The organism is Dyella sp. SYSU CM1112 (assembly GCF_058216415.1).
Genome location: NZ_JBZEGI010000121.1, coordinates 1 through 281 on the forward strand (window position 1 = coordinate 1; position 281 = coordinate 281).

Sequence of the window (281 nt, forward strand, 5' to 3'; positions counted from 1 at the left end):
CCGCACCAATCAACGTGCCGATACCGCTGTTATTGGTGCCCTGTTGCTGGATATAGATCTGCTGGACCTGCTGCACTACGCCAAAACTCTGGCAGCCGCGGTAGCTGTAAGTCGTCTGGCCCTGGTAAACCGGTTGCGTTTGGCAGCCTGAAAGAGCAGCGACAGCCACCAACAATGCGGCTACCGCGCAGAAATTAACTGATTTAATTTTCACGACGACCTCCTGAAATTGAGCCGTTGCGCATCAGACACAGCGATAACGCCTCGCCCCACCCTGACGC

1 pseudogene is annotated in these 281 nt (G+C 55.5%); it reads right to left on the minus strand.

Annotated elements, in window-relative coordinates:
- Nucleotides 1-214 (minus strand): annotated as a pseudogene (locus AC4HNJ_RS21885) (hypothetical protein); the annotation flags it as partial.
- Between the last annotated feature and the right edge of the window lie 67 nt (nucleotides 215-281).